This window comes from Nitrospirota bacterium (assembly GCA_040752355.1).
Taxonomy (GTDB): domain Bacteria; phylum Nitrospirota; class Thermodesulfovibrionia; order Thermodesulfovibrionales; family Dissulfurispiraceae; genus JBFMCP01.
This window is the reverse complement of sequence record JBFMHE010000001.1, coordinates 256,098-278,668: the sequence shown is the minus strand read 5'-3', so window position 1 is coordinate 278,668 and position 22,571 is coordinate 256,098. Positions and strand designations below refer to the sequence as shown.

Here is a 22,571-nt window from a genome sequence, read left to right as displayed (position 1 = left end):
GTCAATCCTCCTGTTGGTACTGTGCAGAAATTGTCTCATTGACTATGTCAGTCAGATTCCAATTGCCTTTGCAGTTACTATACCCAGTCCTGCATAAGGTATCTTTCTGTAAAATTTTATCTATCTCTAATTTACTCCCTCCTGGATATGCGAATATGAATGGCACATAAGAATCACTACGATTCAAACTTCCATGCCAGGATTTACAGGCCACTCCGGTAGTATAGCGTTGATTGATGTCACCCATATCATCTTTCATTACGAGAACTATATCTCCACTCCTTTGTGTATGATTCATCCCATTTGTCCTTTCCCATGCATTTACATATTCTGAAGAAACAAATGGATCGACACTGGCGCATTTAGGGCTGCCATCATCGTTTACTCCACCAAAAACGCAGTAATCGCCTGAGACACGGACAAGTATTTTGTCGCTTGAGGCTTTCAATCTCCCTACCGCAGTCTCTTTTAAATCCAAGTAATCAAGACCATCCATATCCCACCATTTTAAAGCTTCTGCTGGATAGTGCCCTGATAACGCAAGTCTTAATAATTCTGCAATATTACCCAATTTGCTCTTATTGGTCACATACACATGGGCCATCGGACCATTCAGTCCTACGATTAAGTCAGCCTCATCACTTCTCTCCGCTGCTCCATATGGGAGCTTGATTACTTTGCCTGTTACTCTATCTTTTACCTTATATAAGTCCGCTATCTCTTTTGGTGCTAAAACCTTATACGGTGCTAATCCAAGCTCACCAATAGATTTCAACATCTCCGCCAACTCCCATATATGGAGATTATTATTGGCAAGTTCAGCTTTTTGAGCACTCGTATAATCCTCAGGATTTAATGGATCGGCCAAATTTAGCTTCAGCTTACAGGATATCTCTGCCGGTTTAACCACTGTAACTCCCAGCCAGTTTCTATCTCTATAGGTCATATTAGTCGGCATTGCCGTATGCCCATGGTCCGCGACGATGATGAATATCTTGTTGTCAAATTCATCCAGCTCCTTGAGCCTTGCCACCATCTTCTTGATGTACATATCCGTGTTGCTTATGAAATAACTCCTGTATCCATCCAGGCCGAAGAAATGCGCCTTATGGTCCAGCCCCGGGATATACCAGACGGTAAGCGCTGAAAACGGGACCTTGTTTCTCCCCAGTAGTCCAAATACTCCATCCCTATACTTTCCCGTCAAATAGTCGTCGAGCTTATCCCAGCTCGCCTGATCCAGGAGCTCCGATTCCCCCAATCGAAATTCTATATCCCATGTAAGCCAGTGCGCTCCCCTTGCATAATGGGAACTTGCGACGACGACCGGGTCACCCCCTTTGTCGCTGAAATATTTCCTCACTTCCGGTATTTCATTTATACTCTCGAAGAGCGTTTTGGGTTTCAGAATATTCACATCGTTTTGCGGTGTGCCGCTGGCAGATGCCGATACGCGCCAGTCGCTCTGATACGGGATAAAAAAATCAGACGAGAACGGGAGGATACTGCTGTACCCTCTGAACGCTCCGCCGTCAAACGAAACGATTCCTGCAGGATTGTTGAACCTTTGAGGCACACTGAAGTTTAAATCTCTCGCAAAGAACTCATTGCCGAGTATCCCCGTCTCCCTGGGCATCTTCCCGGTGAATATCGAGGCCCAGCTTGCAAGCGTGATCGAGGGGAATATCGCCGTCACCTTCGGCAGCATAATGTACTGCTGGGTTGCAGGGTCCTGCGGACTGCCTACGAGCAATTGTCCGAGTCCGGGCAGACCGGCAGGGTCTACATAGTAGTTGCCATAAGGGTCGTTCACGTCCTGCCGGTCCGGCGGATACAGCACATCCTGTCTCAGCCCGTCTACACCGATCACGATCACGCCCACCGGTTCTATCGGAATCCCTCTTCTGGCTCCCTCTATCTCTATCTCGAGCTTATTGCCTATGCCTCCATACAAGACGGCAATATCGGTGAAATCTGCCGGTCTATCTACGAGCGCAGCCTTCGGCAGATTGGATATGATAAATCTTTGCTTTGCCTCACCTGCATCCTTCACCTTTACTATGCACTTACCGTCTGATAAGGAAAAATCAAGCTCGTACTCACTTGGAGAGTAATCAGGCCCGGGAGCGGCGATTATTTCTCCGTTCTTATCCACTACTCGTATCCTGCCGGTGAGCTTATCGCAGGACTCTGCAAGAACTGCTGACTTCAGGTCCAGGTAATATCTCTTTGCAGCCCTATTGCCGTCTCCAAACCTTACCTCATCTCCATCTTTAGGCTTGATGGTCTTGCCGGTATCGTCCGATACCGTTACTTCAGCAACGGATATCTTCCTCTTTTCACTCCTGATTTCGACTCCCGTCCCCGGATTGAGAACAACTTCCACCTCATACGTGCTGTTTGCGTCAAACCAGAACCCCTTTGAGAGCGTTGCGGTGTCTTTTCCTCCGGTATCACCCCAGGCTGTTTTCATAGGAATAAAGGCTGTCGGGTCTCCATCCTTTGAAATAATCACGAAAGCGGCTAATGCCTGGTAGTCCGCCGGACTTACGGTGTAGTCTATGGTAATATCTCTTTGCGTATGCCCGCTTTCGTCGGTGAGAATAGTGGGTAAAGGATCGACCTGCATATCCACCCCATAGACTTCCATGGTAATACTGCTGCTCTGGGTATTGAGCAGTGTCGCCTCCTTGCAGCTCGGGCATACAAGCGTTCTGGTGACCTCTATGGCAGCGCTCGCGTCTATAACGATCTCGTTCTTGCCGGGAGCAAGCGTATAGGTCCCCTTGTATACCCCGCCTCCTGCCGGCGCTCCCGGTTGTCCGCTGAAGGTCACCGAAGCCGCAGTGAACTCCGTCACTGTGTCATAGGTCCTGCTGCCGACGATTTTATTGCAGACAAATACGTCCTCCCCGCATCTAACGAGTATCTCTTTCGTGGTCTCGTTCTCATTGATGAAGTTGATCTTTGCCATTACAGGTATCTCGGTCCCCACTTTTGCGGCATCGATGTTATTGCCGTACTGATCGGCAGGATAGACGTACTGGACGAGGAGTGCCGACGAGGGATCGGCAGTCCCCCAGCAGTTGCCGAAGTTGTACGTAGTGTGAGTGAATGTCCTGCTCTGTGCTCCATACGTCGCTCTGATCGGATAGTGCGCGCCGGGAATTGCTCCCAGGATTACCTGTACCGCAGCGCTCCCGGTGCTGTCCGTCACCTCTTCGATAGCTGAGTTTTGGGTAGCGCATTGGCCTATTGTCGGCGCACTCTCTATGCAAGGGTCGCCTGTTTCCACCAATACCCCCTGCCTCGTATCCTGATTAGGGTTGTCACATCCGGATTGATCGAGGGCCGAAAGCATCTCGAACTGCACAGGGATATTCGCTACCGGGTTTCCATACGCATCCTCAACGGAGGTTGCTACAAATCCGGAGAACGTAAGGATGTAACCCGCCACACCGTCACCATGCGCCGATTTCAATGTATAGGGCTTTTTCGGAAATGCATAGGCGGTAAAAGGCTTCTCTATAGGGGTTCCTGAAGAGAGCACCGCAGCGCTGACGATATTCTCTCCTATCTGCTGACTGTAGATATTCCCCGGCTCGCGCCAGTACGTAGGGTTTGCAGAAGTCTTCTCACCGAGGGTCAACTGAGCAGAAGCTACTCCCCTGTAGTCCGTCTTCACTATCATGGTGGTCAGGCCGTTACTGAACTTCCCGCCGCCAGCCTTGACAGTGAAAATGACATCGACCCCTTTCAAAGGCTGCATCTTCTTGGTGAAGACCACCACCTGCAGATCAGTCGAGAGCGGTTCACCGACCGTTCCTTTCTGCAGGTCGGTCTCGGTTATTTTCTGAATGTAATATGCCGAATACGGATCGTAGCTCGCCGGCTCCGAGTAGGGATTACTGAGCCGCTCGGCATAATACTCGGGCCACCTATCCAGTCCCCATGCGGTCATGCCGCCCGCGAGCATGCCGCTGAGCATGTATCCTGCTTCGCCCGTCTCGGGGTTCTCTTTGATGTATCCGGTCCCGGACCAGTCCTCATACACGAGCGCTGATTGAGGAATGTGCACGACGAGGCGCTGATTGACGGCGTTCCTGATATCATCTTTTATGTTTTCGTCAAAGGGGAACGTCGGCAGTACCGCAGCGATATTTGTCGAAGTGATGGTTATGAGCGGCGCCGAGGGCTGCGTGTCCTGCGCTATGCCGAAAAGTTTCGCGGTCGATATCGACTCGACCTGGAAGTCGTCTTGGAAGATGCTATGTTCGAGCGCCGATCCCTGGAGCGCGGAGAGTTGCATAAACAGCCGGTGTCGAGCATCGCGATCTCGCAGGAGCCGGCGGGCAAGCGGAGATGCGGCGCGGAGCGCCGCGTCGATCGAGACGCCCTTCCACTCGAATCCGTGCGGCGTATCGAGCAGGTAGGTAACATCGACCACACCTCCGACGACCGCGACGGTCGGCGCCGGCCTCGCCAGCACGAGGTGCAGCAGCGAGGCGAGCTCGTCCTCCGATTGGTTCCAGCGGTCGATGTACCGCAGCGCCTCTTCGTACATGAGGCGCTCCGCATTTTTCTCCTCGGCAGCCATTTCAGCCGGCGCCACTGCCTTCTGCGCTACGAACCCGATGACCGAGAGGTTACCCGCTATGTAGGTATTGGCAATCCGCTCCACGCCGTTCGGCGACACCAGCTCGATCGTAAGATCGTAGTCAGCGCCCATCGGCAGGCCGTCCCTGCCGACGATCAGCCGCTCATCCTCGACTTTCAGCACCGGCCGCAGCCGGACGAGATAGGAGGGGGTATTGTCCAGGCCTCCATAGGCATTGATGATTTCATGATCTTCGCTCGATTCGGGTTCGTAGGTCAGCACGATCTTTCTATTCGAAAGCGCGTGGGCATCGAGGGTGATACTGAAGAGCTCATTGCCCGCAGCTTGGGCAGTAACCTTTACCCGATGTTTTATCTCCTCAGGCAGTGCGGTGTATTCGTGGGTTATCTTTTTCTGGTTGAACTGCATGCTTGCCGGAATGATATTCATCACTTCCGGGACGAGGCTTCTCGTCCATAACAGATCGTTGTAGGTAATGTCCGGATGCGAGGCTGAAAGGCGTTCAATGAGATACGCTCTCGTGTATTCGAGCGGCGTCAGTGTCTGCGACGAGCCCAGATAACCCTCCCGTATTTCTGCCAGGGAAATATCCGGCGGGATGGCAGCAGGACTGTTGTACGTGTATCCGGCTGCTTTTATGCTCGTATCAAGGCCGAGCCACGCTTTTCCATGATCATCAATAAGAGCACCCCGGTAATTGGCATAGGGGATATGGCTCTCGACCCATATATGCTCTACCTGGAAGTTGGCGATTCTCCCTCCTGCAATGACAGGAGTGAAGGGAATGCCGGTCTTCTGGAAGAACTCCGCTATCACTGCCGGATCATCGATGCCGGTGAGGTTCTTAACGCTTTCGATGTCAGGGTAGAATTCGATGGTCCCTCTCACATAGCGCGAGGGGAAGCCGGAAGCCCGGAGCAAGGCGACCAGCAAGGCAGCCTGGTCGCAGTCATTGCCGCTCTTCTGGCGCAATGTCTCTTCCGCGCCCTTCATGCAGCCCCAGTACCATTCCGTGTCGACCGTATTCTTTACCCACTCGTAGATCGAGACCGGATTCCAGTTCAGCGATTGGGCGAGCGTCGCGATCTCGGCCGAGAGCGGCGCCTCGGCCGTATCTTTCAGGTCATCAGGACTGATCGACCTGTTGCCGCCCTTATACGCAGGCTGTATAGGAGGGGCTGCACTCGGCACATTCGACGGGTAATTGGTGTTCTTGTACGGAAGCGCACCCAGCAAAGGCTGTTTCTTTTTTTTGACGATCCGATCGAGAAGTGCTATAAGGTTGTCGAGCTGTCCGTGCGTGACGGCGCTGTCCGGCGAAAGGGCATCGACCGCGCCGAGATAGTCTTCAATGCCTTTGATATAGCGAGCGACCATCGCCTGATGCCGCTCCAATGCCTTCGGCCCGAGCGCCCGTATCGATTCCTCCCGCAGTTTGAAGCGCTCCTGCAGCAATAGATACGATGCCTTTATGTCTTCGGCAAGAGTTTTGATCCGGGCTACTTCATCGGTAGAAGGAGCGCCTGACTGAACTGCTTCGAGCGCCTTAACCGCACTGCTCCTGCTTACTTCAAGAATGCTCTGGAGATCGCGCTCAAGATCAACTTCCGAAGCGACGGCAGGAAGAGAGAGTAAGGACAGAATGAAAAGAAGAGCACCGCTAGGATACAGCAGGACGCATAAGATATCTTTTACTTTCACGTTCCCCCCCGGACATGAGCACTATACGTAATACATGCTATGTATTCTTAGCCGCTCTCAGCATCGGTATCTGATTAAAAAAATCCCGTATTCGGCAGCACTGCCGAATACGGGATTTTGTTCATTGCTCCTGTTCGATGCAACAGCCACGCACCGCGCCTCCGAAGTAATGATCGCCTGCTTTCCGGCAAGCTCAAGACTCCACAGCAGAATTCAACCGTACAGCATGTATAGCACCCGGTGTTGCCCGGTATCTATCAGGAGAGGCAGCAGAGGCGATAAGGGCTCTCGCTTTAAAAAACGAGAGAAATAATAACGGTTATTAAATCAGCTTCCGTCTTCATTGTCAAGTTAATTTTTGCGAAAAGAGAAAAGCAGCAGTGAACTCCCCTCCTGATAGAAGTAAGGATACGCAGAGTACTCTGGCACAATATAAACAGCCAGAAGCTTCTGACAAAGGGGGAGGGGTTCTTCTTCAGGTGCTCAAGAAGAAAACGATCAAAAGAAGGGGAAAAGAAACAGGGCAGATCAGGAAGTGCCTTTGCAGCACCCGATCTGCCCTGTTTTGTTACGCTGCCGGTTTTCTCGCCCGATGCTCTACAGAGGCAATTCGTCATCGGGGGGCCTTGTTGGTAATATCTCATGTTGAGGGAAACGGGTATGCAATTATTCCTTGTCTTTCATGCGGCGCGAAAAATAAAATTAAGTTCCACAGCGCGTTTGCGCGGCCTATTTGTGGAAAGTGTCAAACTACGTTCTCTCCGTGGAACTAAAACTTAGTTGGATACTTAACATTTCACTTTATGGAATCGGCGGGAAACTGCCTCGCCTCCCCATGAGCTCAGGCGTTCTGCCATAAATGAATATACTTGCTAGGACATTATTTAGTACGCTATAATGTACTAAATATGAGTATGTGAGGTGCCCTATGCCGCGATTAAAAATTGATGAGGATATCAGGTCGATGTCGGAGGTCAGAACAGGGATTGCTTCCTTTCTTAAAAAGGTTCATGACACCAAAAGACCTCTGATCATCACACAGCATGGCAAAGGCGTAGCCGTTTTGCTCGATGTGCGGGAATATGAAGCCATGCAGGAGAAGATAGAGCTCCTTCAGGACATACAAGCTTCAATCAGCCAGTTGGAAGGTGGTGCGAGAGTAGAAAACAAGGATGCAAAGGCGGCTGTGTTGAAGCGAGTGAGAAAGTGAGAATAATTTGGTCCCCTCTCGCAATAGAGCGAGCTGCTGAAATAGCCGTGTATATTGCCCAGGACGATACGGCGGCAGCAGAAAATTGGGTGAATGCGGTTTTTGCCAAAGTTGAGCGGCTGAAGTCATTTCCTGAGAGCGGTCGCGTAGTGCCGGAAATCAGTAATCAGAATTTCAGAGAATTGATTTACGGCAATTATCGAATAATTTACCGTATCGAAAAAAAACAGGTTTCTGCTCTCACCATTCGCCATGGAAAGCAGATATTACCCGCAGATGAAATGTCGCCATAACCTTGCGCTTCAGGGGATCGCGGCTTGCCAGCCGTTCCCGGTGAGCTCAAGCGCTAAAACCCGTACTCCTTCCACCGGCGATCGACGAGCTGCTTGATGTCATCGGACATGAAGATCTCGGGCGGCCAGTCGCGCATCATGCCTTCCTCCCTCGTCTTCCGTGTGGCGTCTATGCCCATCTTCGAGCCGTAGCGCGGGAAGTTGGCGGCGTGGTCGAGATCGTCGAGCGGCCCTTCGGCGATGACGACATCCCGCCGCCAGTCCGTATTGTTCAGGACGCGCCATGCCGTATAGGAGAGGTTCTGGACATCCACGTCGTCGTCGACGATGACGAGCAGCTTGGCGAACATCATCTGCCCCTTGCCCCAGAGCCCGTGGATGATCTTCTTTCCCTGTCCGGGGTAGCTCTTCTTGATCGAGATGAGGGCGCAGTTGTGAAAGACGCCCTCCATAGGCAGGTTGATGTCCTTGATCTCGGGGAAGTCGAGCTTCATTAAGGGAAGGAAGATGCGCTCCGTCGCCTTGCCCATGTAGCAGTCCTCCATGGGCGGCTTGCCGACGATCGTTGCAGGATAAACGAGGTCCTTGCGGTGGGTGATGCAGGTGACATGGAAGACCGGGTAGTAATCCGCCGCCGAATAGAAGCCCGTATGGTCTCCGAAAGGCCCTTCGATACGCATCTCCCCCGGCTCGAGATATCCCTCGATCACCAGCTCGCTGTTGGCCGGCACCTCGATATCCGAAGTAATGCACTTCACCATCTGGACCGGCTCCCTCCGCAGAAAACCCGCAAACAGCATCTCGTCGATCGACTCGGGGAGCGGCGCGCTCGATGCATAGATGACGGACGGGTCGCTTCCGACCGCGATCGCTGCAGGCATTCTGCGGTCGAGGGCCTTGTATTTGTCGTAATGACGCGCACCGTCCTTGTGAATATGCCAGTGCATGCCGGTCGTCACCTTGTCATAAACGTGGATGCGGTACATGCCGCAGTTCTGCCGGCCTGTCTCGGGGTCCCTGGTGAAGACCATCGGAAAGGTGATGAAACGGCCCTCGTCGGTCGGCTGCCCGTCGCCGGGCCAGCACTTGAGGATGGGGAACTTGCCCAGATCGGGGTTGTCCCTCTCGACAACCTCCTGGCAGGGCGCGCTCTTGACCGTCCGGGGCAGGTACTTCGAAAACTCGAAGAGCTTCGGCAGCAGGGCGAGCTTTTCGATAAGGCTCTTGGGCGGGGCCTGGTGGAGCAGCTCCTCGATGCGCCGCGCTACATCATCGAGCTCGTTCACTTCGAGCGAGAGGCTCATCCTCTCGAAGGAGCCGAAGATGTTCGTTACTACGGGATAGGACGAACCCTTTACCTTTTCGAAGAAGAGGGCCTTTCCGCCGCCCTGACTCTTGCACATCCGGTCGGTAATCTCGGCGATCTCGAGGAGGGGATCGACCTCGACGGGCACTCTATGAAGCAGCCCTCTCTTGTCGAGCGCGGAAAGAAAGTCACGCAGATCTTTGTATGCCATAACACTCCATTGCTACCGTAGATTAATTTTTTATTATATCCACCGCCAGGACGTTATGGCAAGCGAGGGGATGATGAGCACCTGCAACGAGCGGGCACTCCGGAAGCAGGGGAGCGCTCCCGGAATGCCTGCCCATTACAGAGTGAGCGTCCTTCAGCTACAGGATTTCGAGGGCGGAGAAGAAGTAGGCGATCTCGAACTTCGCGGTCTCGGGCGCATCCGAGCCGTGGACCGCGTTGCGCTCTATGCTCTCGGCGAAGTCCTTCCTGATGGTTCCGGGCGCCGCGTTCGCGGGATTCGTCGCGCCCATGATCTCCCTGTTCTTCGCGATGGCGTTTTCGCCCTCGAGGACCATCACGACAATAGGCCCCTCCGACATGAAGCCGGTGAGACTGCCGTAAAAGGGCTTGTCTTTATGGACTATATAGAAGCCCTCTGCCTCCTCCTTGGAGAGATGAATCTTCTTCATCGCTGCGATCCGCAGCCCCTTCTTCTCGAATCTGCCGACGATCTCACCGATAACGTTCTTCTTTACCGCGTCGGGTTTGATAATGGACAAGGTCCTTTCCATGTCGATCCTCCGTTAGAGATTCAGTTTTTCGACGAGCATCTTGACCGCTCCGATCGATTTATCGAGTTCCTGCTGCTCCTGCGTGGTGAGCTTCAGTTCGACGATCTTCTCGACGCCCCCCTCTCCCAGGATGACGGGCACGCCGGTATAAACTCCTTGTGCTCCGTACTCGCCGTCCAGATAGGCGGAGCAGGGCATCATCCGTTGCTTATCGAGAAGGACCGCCTCGACCATCTGGCAGGTCGAAGCCGCGGGAGCATAGTAGGCGCTGCCGGTCTTCAGCAATGAAACGATCTCCGCGCCGCCGTGCCTCGTCCTCTCGACAAGGGCATCGATCCGCTCTTTCGGAAGCAGCTCGGTAATCGAGACGCCCCGCACCGTAGTAAACCGAGGCATCGGCACCATCAGATCGCCGTGGCCGCCGCAAACCAGGGCCTCCACATCTTCGGGAGAGACCTTGAGCTCCCAGGCCACGAAGGTCCTGAAGCGGGCGGCATCGAGGACACCTCCCATGCCCACGACGCGGCGCGATGCAAAGCCCGAGACCTTGAGGCTCACCTGCGCCATGACATCCATGGGGTTGGTAACGACAATGATGATCGCCTCCGGCGACCGCCTGGCGGTATTCTCCGCAACATCGGCGACGACCTTCGCATTGGCGTGCAGCAGGTCATCCCTGCTCATACCCGGCTTGCGGGCGAGTCCTGCGGTGATAACGATGATATCCGAGCCCTCTGTCGCCGCATAATCGTTCGTCCCGACGACAGACGAGGACGAGCCCCAGACCGGGCAGGCCTCGGCGAGGTCGAGCGCCTTTCCCTGCGGAATTCCTTCGGCGATATCGAACAGCACCACATCGGCAAGCCCCTGCTGAACGATCATCTGGGCGAGCGACGCGCCCACGTTGCCTGCGCCAATGACCGAGACCTTTTTCTTCATATAAGCTCCCTTGATAGCGATATAGTATGCCTGGATGATGGCTCAACTCTGCAGTTCCGCTACGGTCCTCTCGAGCGTTTCGCTGTTCTCGACAGTGGATATCGCTGCCGAGGGCTCGATGCGCTTGATCAGTCCGGCCAGCACCTTGCCCGGCCCGACCTCGATAAAGCGGGAGACGCCGGAGGCGGCGATGGTCTTTATGCAATCTTCCCACAGTACGGACTCGCTCAGCTGCAGGACCAGCGATTTCCGTATCTCGTCGGCGCGTGAGATGAATTGCGCGCCGGTATTATTGACAAAGGCGATGCGGGCGTCGCCGATCTCGATCTTCCCGAGCTCTTCCTCGAGCCTCTTGCCTGCCTCGGTCATGAGCTTGCAATGGGAGGGAACGCTCACGGCGAGGGCGAGGGCTCTCTTTGCGCCCGCCTCTTTCGCTTTATTCATCGTTTCTTCGACCGCGGCTTTCTCGCCGGAGATGACGATCTGTCCGGGACAGTTATAATTGGCAACACCGACGTACCCCGAAGCTGCGGCGCGGCAGAGCTCATCGACCGCAGCGCGGTCGAGCCCGAGTATGGCGGCCATGAGCCCCTTGCCCTCGGGGACCGCCTCCTGCATGATGCTCCCCCGTATCGCGGTTACCTTCACCGCATCCCTGAACGAGATGCTCCCCGCTGCAACGAGCGCCGAATACTCGCCCAGGCTGTGTCCGGCTACGACCGAAGGCCGGATGCCTTTAAGCCCGAGCGCGGCAGCGGCCGCAACGCTCGCCACGAGCAGGCAGGGCTGGGTCTTTGCGGTCTTGTTGAGCTCTTCGGCAGGACCATTGAAGCTCAGCTCCGCCGCATCATAGCCGAGAACCTCCGACGCTTCGGCGTAAAGGCGCTTCACCTCATCGTAGCGATCATAGAGGTCTCGCCCCATGCCGACCGCCTGCGATCCCTGCCCGGGAAAGACGAAGCAGGGCCCCATTACTGTTTTACCTCTTTCAGCTTCTTGATCAGCGCAGGCACCACCTCGGCAACATCGCCGACGATGCCGTAGGTGGCGACATCGAAGATCGGCGCCTCGGGGTTCTTGTTTATGGCGATGATGACATCCGACGACTGCATGCCGACCAGGTGCTGGACAGCGCCGGAGATACCGCAGGCGATATAGACCTTGGGACAGACCGTCTTGCCCGTCTGCCCTACCTGGTGGCGATACGGTATCCAGCCCTCGTCGACCGCTGCTCTCGATGCGCCGACAGCGCCGCCGAGAAGCTCCGCAAGCTCCTCGAGCAGTTTGAACCCCTTTGCATCGCCCACACCCCGTCCGCCGGCGACGATCACCTCCGCATCCTGGAGATTCACCAGGCATTCAGATGCCTCTTTAATGGTCTCGAGCACCTTCGTCGTGCAGGTGACGTTTTCCGCTTTAACCGGAATGATCTCGCCGCTCCTGGCGGCATCATACGCGGCGCGCTTCATCACCCGGGGCCGCACTGTCGCGATCTGCGGGCGGTAATTCGGACAGAGGATCGTGGCCATGATGTTGCCGCCGAAGGCGGGCCGTACCTGGAGGAGATTGCCCGTCTCCTTGTCGATCTCGAGGGCGGTGCAGTCGGCGGTCAGCCCGGTCTTGAGCCGCGCTGCAACGCGGGGGATGAACGACCTGCCGATAGGCGTGGCGCCGGCGAGGACGATGGCGGGCTTATGCCGGTTGATCAGCGAGGTCAGGAGCTGCGCGTACGGCTCATCGTTGAAGGCATCGAAGAGCGCATCGCTGCAATGATACACCGTATCGGCTCCCCACTTGATAAGCTCCCGCCCCTCTGCATCCGATGCTCCGAAGAGCACGGCGGTGAGATCGGTCTTCAGCTCATCGGCGAGCCTCCGCCCTGCCCCGATAAGCTCAAGGGCTACAGGGACAGCTTTGCCCTCGCGCTGCTCCGCAAAGACCCAGACGCCTTTGTAGGCAGAGAGGTCTACCTCTTTCACATCGCCCTCTTCGGCGATCTCGACGATCGCGCCTTCAGGGCAGACGTTCAGGCAGGTCCTGCAGAACTGGCAGTATTCATTGATAAGGGCTTTGCCCTCTTTCATCTCGATGGCGGTGTACGGGCAGGACTCGAGGCACTGCTCGCATCCCGAACACTGGTCTCTCTTGACCTCTATACGCATTTCAACCCCCTCAGCTCGTTCACCAGCGCCGCCACCTGTTCCTCGATGTTCCCCTGGAGCACCTTCCGGTCGGCCTTGGCCTGCGGTGCGAAGATGTTCTTCACCTGGGTCGGGGAGCCTTTCAGTCCTACATTGGCCTCCTCGGCGCCTATGGCGGCAAGATCCATCCTGGTGATGACCGCCTTCTTGGCCGCCATCTTTCCTTTCAGCGAGGGCAGCCGCGGGGTATTGAGCTCTTTCACCACCGTCAGCAGCACCGGCAGCGGCGATTCGACCACGTCATAGCCGTCGTCCATCATTCTCTGGACTCTGATCGAGGCAGGGGTGGCGTCATCGATCTTCCGGACATAGGAGATATGCGGGATGTTGAGAAACTCGGCCATCTCGGGCCCGACCTGTGCGGTATCGCCGTCGATCGCCTGCTTGCCGCAGAGGATTATATCGAAACCGATCGTCTCGACCGCTTTATAAAGGGCGTACGCGGTTGCCCAGGTATCAGCCCCGGCAAAGGCGCGGTCGGAGATGAGTCTGACCTCATCAGCGCCCATGGCGACGGCCTCCCTCAGCGCCTCCTCGGCCTGGGGAGGGCCCATGGTAATGACCGTCACCTTGCCCCCGAGCTTCTCTCTCAGCTGGAGAGCCGCCTCCAGGGCATGGAGGTCGTAAGGATTAATGATGCTCGGCACCCCCTCCCGGATCAATGTATTGGTCTCGGGATTGATCCTCACCTCGGCGGTATCGGGGACCTGTTTTATGCAGACAATAGCATTCACGACATCCTCCTGCAACAAAGGTAACTCTTAGCCTTACCAGCAGTAATACACGGAAAAATCAAACAACCATTATACCTTCCCGGTTATTTTTCTTTCAAGTAGAACGGTCGCCACGGCATGCTGCCGCTCGTGCGACATGGTGAGATGGGCGGTGAGGGAACGATGATCCACGCCAACGTCAGGAAGGACCGCCCGGAAGCTGATGACCGGCTTGCCGGAGGGCTCGTTCAGTATCTCGATATCGGTAAAGGGGATATGCCTGCCCAGGGCCTTGACCAGGGCCTCTTTTGCGGCGAACCGTGCAGCCAGGGAAGGGGCCGGATCTCTTTTCTCGAGGCAGTGGGCGATCTCTTTCCCGGTAAACAGCCTCTGCAGGAACCGCTCATCCCATCGCTCCACCGCCTTCCGAATGCGGTCTATCTCGACGATGTCGACTCCTATGCCGAAGACCACCACACCGCTCTCAGCAGGATTGCTCGGGAGCCTTCTCGATCAGCTCCTTCATCTCTCGCACCGCGCGCTCGATGCCGACGAGCACGGCGCGCGCTATGATGCTGTGTCCGATATACAGGCCCCGCATCCCCCCTATCCTGGCGATGCCGCCGACATTGAAGTAGTTGAGCCCGTGGCCTGCATTGACCAGCAGCTCCTGCCTATGCGCCATCGCCGCGGCCTCGACGATCCGGTGCAGCTCCTGCCCCTGCCTCTTTCCCCTGGCATTGGCATAGAGGCCGGTATGGATCTCGACCATATCGGCGCCGATCTCGCGGGCGATATCCACATCGATGATATGGGGATTGATGAAGAGGCTCACCGGGATGCCCGCCTTATGGATCTTCTTTATCGCTTCCTTGAGCGGGGCCTTCTGGCCGGCCATGTCGAGGCCGCCCTCGGTCGTCAATTCCTGGCGTTTTTCCGGGACGATGGTGACGAGGTCGGGCTTGACCTCACGGGCGATGCGGACCATTGCATCCGTGGCCGCCATCTCGAGGTTCAGCTCGCAGGGCACGACCTCCCTGAGCAGCCGGAGGTCCCGGTCCTTTGCGTGCCTCCGGTCCTCCCTGAGATGGAGCGTTATGCCGTCGGCTCCCCCGAGGATCGCGAGGGTGGCCGCCATCACCGGGTCGGGCTCGAAGGTCTTCCGCGCCTCGCGCACTGTCGCCACATGGTCGATATTAACGCCCAGAATCATAACGGGACCTCCTCAATAGGCAAACGTATAAAATAATAATCCCAAGTATTCCTTAAATGCAATCGCCGAGCCTTCGAGACTCCGGGGGAGATAGTCCTCCCACCCGTACGCTGCACCGCTCCCTGTCTTGAAATTGGAAGGGACCGGCGTAACCTGCAGCCCGATTTTGCGAAAGCTCATGACCGCACGCCTCATGTGAGAAGCTGAGGTTACGAGGAGAGGCCCGTTGAAGCCGTAGCGCTTGCAGAGCTCCGCGGTATACGTTGCGTTCTCGATGGTGTCTCTGCTCTTCTCCTCCAGGATGATCTTCCGGCCGGGGATCCCGAGATCGACGAGCACGCGGCGTACAATAGGCGCCTCGGCCTTATCGCCCTCATACACCGCGCCGCCCGAAACGATCAAGGGGATATCGAGTCCTCTCTGGAGCCGTGCAGCAGTGACGATGCGCCCGAGCATCTCTTCGGAGGGCATGCCGGTGCCGGTAAGATCGGGGGCGCTCCCATAGACACCGCCTCCCAGGAGAATGATCACGTCTCCGTGGGGGTCCTTCGGGAGGGAGAAGCCGCTTTCGAGCCCCTGCAGCAGGGCGTTCGATACAGGAGCGATCGAGAGGGACCAGAGCAGCGCGGCGATGAGCAGATTCACCGCTCCCGCCCGCCGCTGCTTCCGGTAAAAAAAATAACCGGCAGAAATCGCAAGGAGCGTAATAAAGAACCCGGGAGGGACGAGGAAGGGAGCCACCGCTTTTTTAATGAGGAAGAGCATCAATCAGCGTCCGCGAACCTGACCAGGGTGCCCTTCCGGGCGCCGTAACGAAAGACGGTAATGCCTTTCGCGCCCTTCTCATAGGCGAGAAGATAGGCCCGCTCCACATCCTCCCTTTTTGCTTTGTGGGGGAGATTGATCGTCTTCGAGACCGCGTTGTCGGTATATTCCTGGAACGCCACCTGCATCTCGACGTGGTCTTCGTAGGGGATCTCGAGTGCCGTCCTGAAGAGCCTCTTCACCTCCGCCGGTACCTCTTTGATTCCTCTCAGGTGCCCCGCCTTCATGACCTTGTGCATGAGCTCTTCGGAATAAAAGCCGCGTTCCTTTGCGACGGCGACGAAGTATTTGTTCACCTCGTGCAGCTCCGTGTTGATCACGAATCGCTTGTAGGCAATGGCAAAGAGCGGCTCGATGCCGCTCGAACAGCCGGCGATCGTAGCGATGGTGCCGGTGGGCGCTACGGTCGTCGTGGTCGCGTTCCTCACTCTGGGCATACCGGGCGCATCGTAAAGGGAGCCCTTGAAATTGGGAAAGACCCCCCGCTTCTCGGCCAGCTCGACCGATGCCTCGCGTGCCGCATCGCGGATGAATTTCATGATCCTCCGGGCGAGCGCGAACGCCTTCTTCTGGTTATAGGGAATGCCGAGGAGGATGAGCATATCCGCCCAGCCCATCACGCCGAGCCCTATCTTGCGGTTGCCTTTATGCATGCGCTCGATGGCGGGGAGCGGATAATGGTTGACCTCTATGGCATCGTCGAGGAACCGCACCGCTGTCTTCACATCCTGCGCGAGGGCATCGAAAAGGATATCTCCCCGGGCCACATATCGCGATAGATTCATCGATCCGAGCACGCACGCCTCATAGGGCAGGAGCGGCTGCTCGCCGCAGGGGTTGGTGCTCTCGAACCGGCCGATATGGGGCGTCGGGTTGGCCCTGTTGATCCTGTCGATGAATATGAGGCCGGGGTCCCCGGTCTCCCAGGCGCTCTGCGCGATCTCGTCGAAGACGAGGCGCGCCCTGAGCCTGCCGGCAGGCTCGCCGGAGCGCGGGTTGATCAGGTCATAGTCCTCGTCCCGCTTGAGGGCCTCCATGAAGGCGTCGGTGACCGAGACCGAAATATTGAAGTTGGTCAGCTCTCTGCTGTCACGCTTGACCCTTATGAACTCCAGGATATCGGGATGGTCTACCCTGAGAATGCCCATGTTCGCGCCGCGACGGGCGCCTCCCTGCTTGATGACATCGGTGGCGGTATTGTAAATCTTTATGAACGAGACAGGACCGCTCGCAACCCCGCCGGTCGAATGGACGACATCGGCCTTGGGCCTCAGATGGGAGAACGAGAAGCCCGTCCCGCCGCCGCTCTGGAGGATCATCGCGGCATTCTTCAGGGTATCGAAGATGCTCACCATCGAATCCTCGACAGGGAGAACGAAGCATGCGGCGAGCTGTCCCAGGTCCTTGCCCGCATTCATCAGCGCCGGAGAATTGGGGAGAAATTTCATTGAGGTCATCAGCTCGTAATAGCGCTCTTCCCAATACCGCGCATCGTCGCTGTAGCGCATTTCCGCGTCCGCGACACTCCGGGCAACGCGCCTGAACATCTGCTCGGGCGTCTCGACGACACGGGCGTGCTCATCCTTGAGGAGATAGCGCGCCTGCAGTATTTTCATCGCATTTTCAGATAATTCCATACCAGAATTATACTATACTATCCGAATGGATGTAATGGAGCTCATACAACGTTATTATCCCCCGGGCTCGAAGGCGTACTCTCTTCTCGTTCACCACAGCAGGCTCGTTGCCGGCAAGGCGCTCAGGGTCGCGGAGCGGATGAAGGAGTATGCCCCCGATCTGGAGTTCATCGAGGAAGCGGCCATGCTGCATGACATAGGCATCTTCCTGACCGACGCTCCGAAGCTCGGCTGCTACGGATCGAATCCGTATATTGCCCACGGATACCTCGGCCGGGCCCTGCTCGAAGAGGAGGGCCTTCCCCGGCATGCCCTCGTCTGCGAGCGCCATGTGGGCACAGGACTGACAGTCGAGGATATCGACCAGCACCGCTTACCCCTGCCCAGGAGAGAGATGCTTCCGCTTACCCTTGAAGAAAGGATCATCTGCTTTGCCGACAAGTTTTACTCGAAGAGAGAGGAGAGCCTCAGCGACGAGAAGCCGCTGGAGGAGGTGCGCGCCTCTATCGCTCAGTACGGCGACGCCCAGCTGAGGCGGTTCGACGAGTGGGTCATCTTTTTTAGAGAGCCCCGGTAAAAAGGCGGCGCCTTCATGCGCCTGCCCTTCTCTTCTCGAACGAGGTCTTGAGCTCGAAGAGAAAGACCTCGTCGATATACTTCTCTCCGAGCTCCCTGCACGAGCTTCCCGGCCTCCGGCGCCTGAACATCTGCGACGTGGTCCTCTTGGTGAAGACAAGCTCATGGGCCCTTATCCGGTAGGTAGGACTTCCGGTAGCGCTGCAGAGCCTGTCGTCCTTGAGCGGCACCGGCTGAGGGTTGAAGCAGACCAGATAGTGCTCGCTGAACTGCCCCACGATCCCCTCTATGACGCCGAGCGTGCCGGCTGGGGCGTGCGGGTCGTCGTTTTCGGTAATAATGACGAAATGCCCCGGGAGGGGAGGCTGCTCCGCCGACTCCCCGAGATAGCGTCCTCTCAGAATGATGAGATCTTCACCTTCGATCAAACGGGCCTCTTTCCCGTCGCCCGTTGTCAGCAGCGTCCGCCGCCCCTCGAGCCCGGGATGCTCATTCTCCGCGCAGATACCCCGGACCTCCTCGGGCATCCTGCGGTATTCATCTTCAGTGATGATCATCATGCGCTGAGGCCTCCTGACCTCTGCGGGAGCGGTCTATTTCCCCTGCAATGCCCGCTCCACCGTCTTGATGGCACAGAACTCGCCGCACATGCTGCAGACCTCTTTCTCCCGGGGCGGCACGAGGTTCCGCCACTCCCTCACTTTGTCGGGATTGAGACTGAGCGCTATCTGCCCCTCCCAATCGAGATGTTTCCGGCAGCGCGCCATCTTCCGGTCCTTCTCGATCGCACCCGGAACGCCCTTTGCTATATCGGCGGCATGCGCCGCGATCTTCGAAGCGATGACCCCCTCCCGCACATCCTCCAGGTCGGGCAGCTTGATATGCTCGGCAGGCGTCACATAACAGAGGAAGTCGGCGCCGGCAGCACCGGCGATGGCGCCGCCGATAGCGGCGGCGATATGGTCGTATCCCATGGCGATATCGGTCACCAGGGGGCCGAGGACATAGAAGGGAGCGCCTTTGCAGATTTCCTTTTGCATCTTGATATTCAGCTCCACCTGGTTCAACGGCACATGGCCAGGACCTTCGATGATGGTCTGGACTCCCGCCGCGAGCGCCCGGTCTCTCAGCTCTCCGAGGGTCAGGAGCTCTTCCAGCTGGCTGCGGTCCGTTGCATCGGCAAGACAGCCGGGCCTGAACCCGTCGCCGAGACTCAGCGTCAGGTCATACTTCCTCGACATCTCGAGGAGCCGGTCGTACTGCTCATAGAGAGGGTTCTCCCTGTCGTTGTAAATCATCCATTCGAGGAGAAAGGCCCCTCCCCTGCTCACCACATCGAGAATGCGGCGGTCCTCGCGGAGGCGCGCGATCGCCCTCTGGGTAATGCCGCAATGGACCGTAACGAAGTCGACTCCCGCACGTGCGTGGTCTTCGATCACCTCGAACAGGTCGTCGGCAGAGAGCTTCGAGATCTTGCCGTACTGCTCCACCGCCCTCACCACGGCCTCGTAGATCGGGACCGTTCCGACGGCGACGGGCGATCGGGCGATCAGCGCCGCCCTCAGATCCTTAATGGCGCCGCCCGTCGAGAGGTCCATGACCGCATCGGCGCCGTACTTCACCAGCACATCGAGCTTCCGCAGCTCTTCCTCGTAATCGATCCTGTCCTTCGAGGTTCCGATATTCGCATTGATCTTCGTCCGCAATCCCCTGCCGATGCCCAACGGCGCTATGTCATGGAGCGCATTGCGCGAGATCACGGTAACTCCCTCGGCGATATCCATCGCCAGCCGTTCGGGAGAGATGCCCTCGGCAGCGGCAACCGCTCTCATTTCTTCGGTGATAGTGCCTTTCTTCGCCTGCTCTATTCTTGTCGTCATACCCGCTCTCCCACTAGGTTCAGATATTGTTCTGCAGCGCTCGTGATGTCACGGACGCCCAGGATGCCGCTGATGAGGGCGACACCATGAGCTCCGGACGCCATCACATCCTTTATCATCTCTTTCTTGATCCCCCCGATGCCGAACACCGGCATGGGCGTACGCACGATGACCTCCTTCAGTGATCCCACTCCCACCGGCGCGCCGTAGCGCAGCTTCGAGGGCGTGGCGTACAACGGACCGTAGGTAACGAAATCGGCTCCCTCTCTCTCCGCAGCAACGAGTTCATCGACGCCATGCGTCGAGACGCCTATGAGCATGCGCTCTCCGACAATGCCTCTTACTGCTGACGGAGGCATGCTCGACTGCCCCAGGTGAACGCCGTCGGCATCGGTACAGAGCGCGATATCCGCTCTGTCGTTTATGAAGAGCCGCGCTCTGAACCGGCTCGTCAGCTCCCGCATGCGGTGCGCCAGGTCGAGCAGCGGTCTCGTCGGCAGGTCTTTCTCGCGCAGCTGCACCGCTTTGACCCCGGCCCTCAGCGCCATCTCGACAGCCCGGAGCAATGCCGTTGTATCGGGAAACAGCGCTCTATCGGTGATCAGGTAAAGCCTGAACTCTATGGACCGTTTCCTTGTCACTCATCACTCATCACTCATCACTCATCGCGACTCTTAGAGCATCCCTTCGAGAGGGCTGCTCGCCGTTGCATAGAGCTTCTTGCCGATGCGGCCTGCTCTGTAGGCCAGCCGCCCCGCAAGGGTGGCGTGTTTCATCGCCTCTGCCATGGTGATGGGATCCTTCGCGCTTGCAATTGCGGTATTGATGAGCACCGCATCGCAGCCGAGCTCCATGGCGATCGTCGCATCCGACGCTGTCCCGACACCGGCATCGACGATGACCGGCACCTTCGAAAACTCGAGAATGATCTTTATATTGTAAGGATTGCGCAGGCCGAGTCCCGAGCCGATAGGAGCGCCGAGCGGCATAACCGCCGCAGCACCGGCGTCTTCCAGGCGCTTCGCCATGATCGGGTCGTCGTTCGTATACGGGAATACGATGAAGCCCTCCTTCGCGAGGATCTCCGTCGCCTTCAGGAGGCCTATGGTATCGGGAAAGAGCGTCTTTTCATCGCCGATCACCTCGAGCTTGATCATATCCGAAACGCCTGCCTCGCGCGCGAGCCGTGAATAGCGGAGCGCGTCCTCGACCGTATAGCATCCGGCGGTATTGGGAAGTATCTTGTACTTCTTGGGATCGATGTAATCGAGCAGGTTCTCGGACTTCCGGTCCGTTATATTGACCCGCCGCACCGCAACGGTCACGACATCGGCGCCCGAGGCCTCGACAGCGCGCTTCGTCTCATCGAAGTCCTTGTACTTGCCGGTGCCGACCCAGAGCCGCGACCTGAACTCTATACCCTTGATAACCAGTGCATCTCCCATGCTCCTCCACCTCCGACGAAATTCACTATCTCTACGGTATCGCCCTCATTGAGCGTATACTGCTCGAAATCGGCTCTCTTGACGATCGTGAGGTTCACCTCGACGGCGACCCTCTCGGGAGCGACCTTGAGCTCCCTGAGCAGTCCGGCTACGGTCGTCGCTGCTGTCTCTTGCGCCTCACCGTTGATGGTCACTCTCATCGTCAGTCTCCTCAAACAAAAATCCTCTATCCCTGGTCAGGAATAGAGGACGCTCGGTTATCGTCTATCGCAGTATTCCCACTCCCTCCGCCAGAATTACCTGGATCAGGTTGTAGGGGTCTTCCCAGCAATCCGGAAACTCTCAGGCCTGAAGCCTCCCCCAGGGATAGTTAAAGCATAGAATACCCTCGCGTCCGTTGTCAATCAAATGTTTACAAAGGGATAGAGGGAGACGGGCGCGTTATCCCGGACGGACCACGACACGATCGCCTCTCTTGATAGAGAAGAGCGCGGCTGCGCTCCCGAGGGCCACGAAGAGCTCGAGGTATCCCGAGCTGTTGATGAGGCAGTGGAGATTACGGTCCCGTGCCTCGCCGTAGTACTTCAGCGGCGATACCGGCGTACCATTGAGCGCTGCGCTGTACCGGTCGCCGAACGAGGAGAGATCGTTTTTCGTTATAGTAGTAATGGCATTGCCGAACTTGTCGATGCTTATCACTTCTCCTGTTACGGTTTCCCCTTCGATGCGGGGCAGCGGGAGGGAGAAGACCTCCGGGTCATTGATCCGGGGACCGAGCTCCTCGACCTTCGTACCTTTCGCCAGCCACGCTGCGACCGGGGCAAAGATATCCCGCCCCTGGAAGGTCGGGCTCTCTTGTGCGAGCATATAACGCTCCTCCGTACTATGAAACACCCTGGCGTCAGGGAAGAGAGAAAGGGGGAATGAGAATATCCCGTTGTCGGGTCCCACAAAGCAATGGCCATCAGCCTCGACGATGATCGGCCTCCGTTCGGAGCCGACACCGGGATCGACAACGGCGACATGAATCGTCCCGGACGGAAAATAACGGTAGCTGCTGCCGATCACAAAGGCGCCCTCACGTATGTCGTGCGAGGTGATTTCGTGAGTGATATCCACAAGAATGGCCGGCCGGTGGATCGTCAGGACCGCTCCCTTCATCTCGCCGACAAAGGGGTCTTTGAGGCCGAAGTCGGTGGTCAGCGTTATGATGCGGTCATCGCTCATGAGAC

At 56.9% G+C, this 22,571-nt stretch carries 20 protein-coding genes and 1 riboswitch; of the genes, 3 read left to right on the top strand and 17 right to left on the bottom strand.

Going from position 1 to position 22,571, the window contains the following annotated elements:
• Position 1: 1 nt before the first annotated feature.
• Positions 2-6,319, bottom strand: coding sequence for an alkaline phosphatase family protein (locus tag AB1805_01320; protein ID MEW5744066.1), 6,318 nt, complete (start codon positions 6,317-6,319; stop codon positions 2-4).
• 928 nt (positions 6,320-7,247) lie between these two features.
• Here AB1805_01320 and AB1805_01315 point away from each other — a divergent pair.
• On the top strand, positions 7,248-7,529 hold the full coding sequence (locus AB1805_01315) for a type II toxin-antitoxin system Phd/YefM family antitoxin (GenBank protein MEW5744065.1): 282 nt from the start codon (positions 7,248-7,250) through the stop codon (positions 7,527-7,529).
• Entirely contained in the window at positions 7,526-7,822 is a 297-nt protein-coding gene (locus AB1805_01310) for a type II toxin-antitoxin system RelE/ParE family toxin (GenBank protein MEW5744064.1), read from the top strand. Before AB1805_01315 ends, AB1805_01310 begins: the two co-directional genes overlap by 4 nt.
• Before the next feature lie 53 nt (positions 7,823-7,875).
• Here AB1805_01310 and AB1805_01305 read toward each other — a convergent pair whose 3' ends face one another.
• The 10 genes from AB1805_01305 to AB1805_01260 all read right to left on the bottom strand — a co-directional run bounded on the left by AB1805_01305 (position 7,876) and on the right by AB1805_01260 (position 17,438).
• Positions 7,876-9,339 (bottom strand): menaquinone biosynthesis decarboxylase, encoded by a 1,464-nt coding sequence (locus tag AB1805_01305; GenBank protein MEW5744063.1) that lies wholly within the window; start codon positions 9,337-9,339, stop codon positions 7,876-7,878.
• Positions 9,340-9,496: 157 nt separating this feature from the next.
• A complete protein-coding gene (ndk, locus tag AB1805_01300) occupies positions 9,497-9,910 on the bottom strand; it encodes a nucleoside-diphosphate kinase (GenBank protein ID MEW5744062.1) in 414 nt (137 codons plus the stop codon).
• Positions 9,911-9,922: 12 nt separating this feature from the next.
• Positions 9,923-10,849: a malate dehydrogenase gene (mdh, locus tag AB1805_01295; GenBank protein MEW5744061.1), complete on the bottom strand. Its 927-nt coding sequence runs from the start codon at positions 10,847-10,849 to the stop codon at positions 9,923-9,925.
• Between the two features lie 42 nt (positions 10,850-10,891).
• On the bottom strand, positions 10,892-11,821 hold the full coding sequence (fabD, locus tag AB1805_01290; GenBank protein ID MEW5744060.1) for an ACP S-malonyltransferase: 930 nt from the start codon (positions 11,819-11,821) through the stop codon (positions 10,892-10,894).
• Positions 11,821-13,011, bottom strand: coding sequence for an FAD-binding protein (locus AB1805_01285; protein MEW5744059.1), 1,191 nt, complete (start codon positions 13,009-13,011; stop codon positions 11,821-11,823). The genes fabD and AB1805_01285 overlap by 1 nt, the downstream gene beginning before the upstream one ends.
• Positions 13,002-13,784 (bottom strand): electron transfer flavoprotein subunit beta/FixA family protein, encoded by a 783-nt coding sequence (locus AB1805_01280; GenBank protein MEW5744058.1) that lies wholly within the window; start codon positions 13,782-13,784, stop codon positions 13,002-13,004. Before AB1805_01280 ends, AB1805_01285 begins: the two co-directional genes overlap by 10 nt.
• Before the next feature lie 69 nt (positions 13,785-13,853).
• On the bottom strand, positions 13,854-14,240 hold the full coding sequence (acpS, locus tag AB1805_01275) for a holo-ACP synthase (GenBank protein ID MEW5744057.1): 387 nt from the start codon (positions 14,238-14,240) through the stop codon (positions 13,854-13,856).
• Positions 14,241-14,247: 7 nt separating this feature from the next.
• Positions 14,248-14,976 (bottom strand): pyridoxine 5'-phosphate synthase, encoded by a 729-nt coding sequence (locus AB1805_01270; protein ID MEW5744056.1) that lies wholly within the window; start codon positions 14,974-14,976, stop codon positions 14,248-14,250.
• A 12-nt stretch (positions 14,977-14,988) separates the two neighbouring features.
• Entirely contained in the window at positions 14,989-15,741 is a 753-nt protein-coding gene (locus AB1805_01265) for a YdcF family protein (protein ID MEW5744055.1), read from the bottom strand.
• Positions 15,741-17,438 carry an adenosylcobalamin-dependent ribonucleoside-diphosphate reductase gene (locus tag AB1805_01260; protein MEW5744054.1) on the bottom strand — a complete coding sequence of 566 codons (1,698 nt, stop codon included), beginning with the start codon at positions 17,436-17,438 and terminating at the stop codon, positions 15,741-15,743. The genes AB1805_01265 and AB1805_01260 overlap by 1 nt, the downstream gene beginning before the upstream one ends.
• A 25-nt stretch (positions 17,439-17,463) precedes the next feature.
• Between AB1805_01260 and AB1805_01255 the strand changes: the two genes are divergently transcribed.
• Positions 17,464-18,015: an HD domain-containing protein gene (locus AB1805_01255; GenBank protein MEW5744053.1), complete on the top strand. Its 552-nt coding sequence runs from the start codon at positions 17,464-17,466 to the stop codon at positions 18,013-18,015.
• 13 nt (positions 18,016-18,028) lie between these two features.
• Here the strand turns inward: AB1805_01255 and AB1805_01250 are convergent, their stop codons facing one another.
• From AB1805_01250 to AB1805_01225, 6 genes are all read right to left on the bottom strand, one after another.
• A complete protein-coding gene (locus tag AB1805_01250) occupies positions 18,029-18,574 on the bottom strand; it encodes a hypothetical protein (protein ID MEW5744052.1) in 546 nt (181 codons plus the stop codon).
• 33 nt (positions 18,575-18,607) lie between these two features.
• Complete coding sequence (thiC, locus tag AB1805_01245) at positions 18,608-19,894, bottom strand: phosphomethylpyrimidine synthase ThiC (GenBank protein MEW5744051.1); 1,287 nt, start codon at positions 19,892-19,894, stop codon at positions 18,608-18,610.
• A complete protein-coding gene (gene thiE / locus AB1805_01240) occupies positions 19,891-20,535 on the bottom strand; it encodes a thiamine phosphate synthase (GenBank protein ID MEW5744050.1) in 645 nt (214 codons plus the stop codon). Before thiE ends, thiC begins: the two co-directional genes overlap by 4 nt.
• 33 nt (positions 20,536-20,568) lie before the next feature.
• On the bottom strand, positions 20,569-21,339 hold the full coding sequence (locus AB1805_01235) for a thiazole synthase (protein MEW5744049.1): 771 nt from the start codon (positions 21,337-21,339) through the stop codon (positions 20,569-20,571).
• Positions 21,309-21,539: a sulfur carrier protein ThiS gene (gene thiS, locus AB1805_01230; protein ID MEW5744048.1), complete on the bottom strand. Its 231-nt coding sequence runs from the start codon at positions 21,537-21,539 to the stop codon at positions 21,309-21,311. Before thiS ends, AB1805_01235 begins: the two co-directional genes overlap by 31 nt.
• A 64-nt stretch (positions 21,540-21,603) precedes the next feature.
• A riboswitch (TPP riboswitch) is annotated at positions 21,604-21,711 on the bottom strand.
• A gap of 69 nt (positions 21,712-21,780) precedes the next feature.
• Positions 21,781-22,566, bottom strand: a complete 786-nt coding sequence (locus tag AB1805_01225) for an SAM-dependent chlorinase/fluorinase (GenBank protein MEW5744047.1) — start codon at positions 22,564-22,566, stop codon at positions 21,781-21,783.
• Positions 22,567-22,571: the final 5 nt, after the last annotated feature.